The sequence below is a fragment of the Actinomadura sp. 7K534 genome, from assembly GCF_004348575.1.
Classification (GTDB): Bacteria; Actinomycetota; Actinomycetes; order Streptosporangiales; family Streptosporangiaceae; genus Spirillospora; species Spirillospora livida.
Map to the genome: position 1 here is coordinate 1 of NZ_SMKB01000447.1, position 2101 is coordinate 2101.

Annotated in this window: 2 protein-coding genes; both read left to right on the plus strand. The window is 70.8% G+C overall.

Translation table 11 applies throughout. The annotated features are described in order from the left end of the window. The first annotated feature begins 3 nt into the window (after positions 1–3). Positions 4–336 carry an Rv3654c family TadE-like protein gene (locus E1266_RS36980; RefSeq protein WP_279436378.1) on the plus strand — a complete coding sequence of 111 codons (333 nt, stop codon included), beginning with the start codon at positions 4–6 and terminating at the stop codon, positions 334–336. 238 nt (positions 337–574) lie between these two features. Next, a complete protein-coding gene (locus E1266_RS36985; protein WP_132055205.1) occupies positions 575–1777 on the plus strand; it encodes a hypothetical protein in 1203 nt (400 codons plus the stop codon). Positions 1778–2101 lie beyond the last annotated feature (324 nt).

Below are 2101 nucleotides of genomic sequence, written 5' to 3' on the forward strand. Positions count from 1 at the left end.
GTGGTGGCGATCGCGGCCGTGGCGGTGGGCGGGGTGCGCGGGGCTCGCCATCGGGCGGACGCGGCGGCCGACCTGGCGGCGTTGGCCGGTGCCGCTCGGGTGGCGGAGGGCGCCGGCGGCGCATGCGCTGGCGCGGGAAGGATCGCGGTCGAGTCCGGGGCGCGGTTGACTCGGTGTGAGGTGCGGGGGGACGAGGTGGAGGTTTCGGTAAGGGTGGACGTCGTGGTGCCTATGGGGATGGGAGCCGTAAAGGTGCTATCCCGGGCAAGGGCTGGCCCTGTGGGGCAAGAGGGCGTAATCTGGCGCGGCACGGCTCGTTGCACCGTGTGTCAATAGGTCGGGAGGTGCGCAGGGGATGGAACACTCGCCTCTTTGTCATCTTCCTGTGACTTCTGCTACCCGGTGGTGCGTTACCCTGCACGTAAGTGTGTAGTTACTGCCACGGTGCGTGTGCCCCGCGAGGCCCTCGGCGGGATGAGACGAGCAGGACGTTGTCGAAGGGATTGAGGCCGTGACCATCATTCGCAGGATCGGTGCAGTCGCGATCGCGGCCCCGCTTGCGATGGGTTTCCCGGTGCTCGGTGCACTCCCCGCGCAGGCCGCCGCCACGGGCATCACCTCTCCCGCGAACGGTGCGGTCATCACGAGCGGTTCCGCGCTGACCGCCAAGGCCCACTTCGACTTCGCGCTCACCATGCAGCTCTGGGTCGACGGCCCGGGGATCGGGAACACGTTCCTCCAGGAGCGGGGCCTTGCCGGTGACCTGTCCGGGACCTTCCCGATCCGGCAGAACGGCCGCTACAAGATCTACCTGAAGGGCAAGCAGACCGGGCACATCTACGACACCAACACGGTCACCGTGCGCATCGCGCCGGCCGCGCCGACCGGTGTGTCCGCCCAGGTGTCCGGCAAGAAGCTCGTCGTGAAGTGGAACCGCGGCCTGGAGGACGACCTCAGCGGCTACGCGCTCTCGGGCTCGGGGGTTCAGTCCAGGTCCGGCTCCGTGAACTCGCTGTGCCAGGGGACGAGTTGCTCCGCCTCCCTCGCGGTGACCAAGTCGAGCGGCGTGGTCTCCGTGGGCGTCCGGGCGCAGCGCGCCACCGGGACGGGCGGATCGCTGGCCTCGTCCGCCGCCACCGCGAGCGCCATGCTCAGCGGCGGTTCCGCGTCCCTCCCCCGTGGCTCGGCGCCTTCCCTTCCCACGGCGGAGGGCGAGGTGCCGAGCGCCGGGACCCCGCTGACGCCGTTCAACAACCAGTCGCCGGTGACCCTCCCGTCCGTCCAACCGGAAGGCGCGACGCCCGGGCTCACCTACCCCGCACCGCAGATCGCCACCGACTCGCCGAAGGCCCAGAACATCGCGGCCACCGACCGGCTCCAGTGGGGGAAGAGCGTGGGCATCGCCCTGGTCCTCCTGATCGTCGCCGGGCACCTCGGCACCTGGACGCGACGGCTGCGCTTTGCTCAGGCGGGGACGAGCAGCAACGGCATGGCCGCCCGACTCGCCCGCAGCGGAACCGGCCGTAAGCGCGTCAAGACCGCCCGCGAGCAGATCGCCCGAGCCGAGGCCCTCGCCAAGACGGCCCCGGTCCTGGCGCTGGTCGACCCCAAGGCCAAGGGTTCCAAGCGCCCGCGCTCGGGCGGCACGACGTCCCGCGCATCGACGTCGGCCCAAGCACGGTCCGGCCGCCGCCCAGCGGGCGCCAGCGGGGTGAACGTCAACATCGCCAAGCCCGGCCCCAAGCCAAAGCGCAAGCACGCGCGCCGCCCCAGGTAAGAGCCTCCGGCACCGCACCCGGAACGGTCGATCAGCCGCCGCCCGCCCTGGCGATCAAGTCGCCTAACGACAATCTCCATGTGAGTACGGCACTCGCTTAAGCGCCCCGGTCCCACGAGCGCGGCCTTTACGGCGGGTACGGCCTCCCAGTGAGCGCGTCCTGCGGTGGGCATGGCGCTGCGTCCTGCGTTGGGCATGGCGCCTGCGTGAGAGCAGCCTCCGCGTAAGTGCCCTGAACGCGGCTAGGACGGAGTCCGTGCGGAGTGCGGCGTTCGCGGTGGCGCTGGGAGTGTGGTGTGGGTGGTGAGAGTGGCCGTTCGGGTT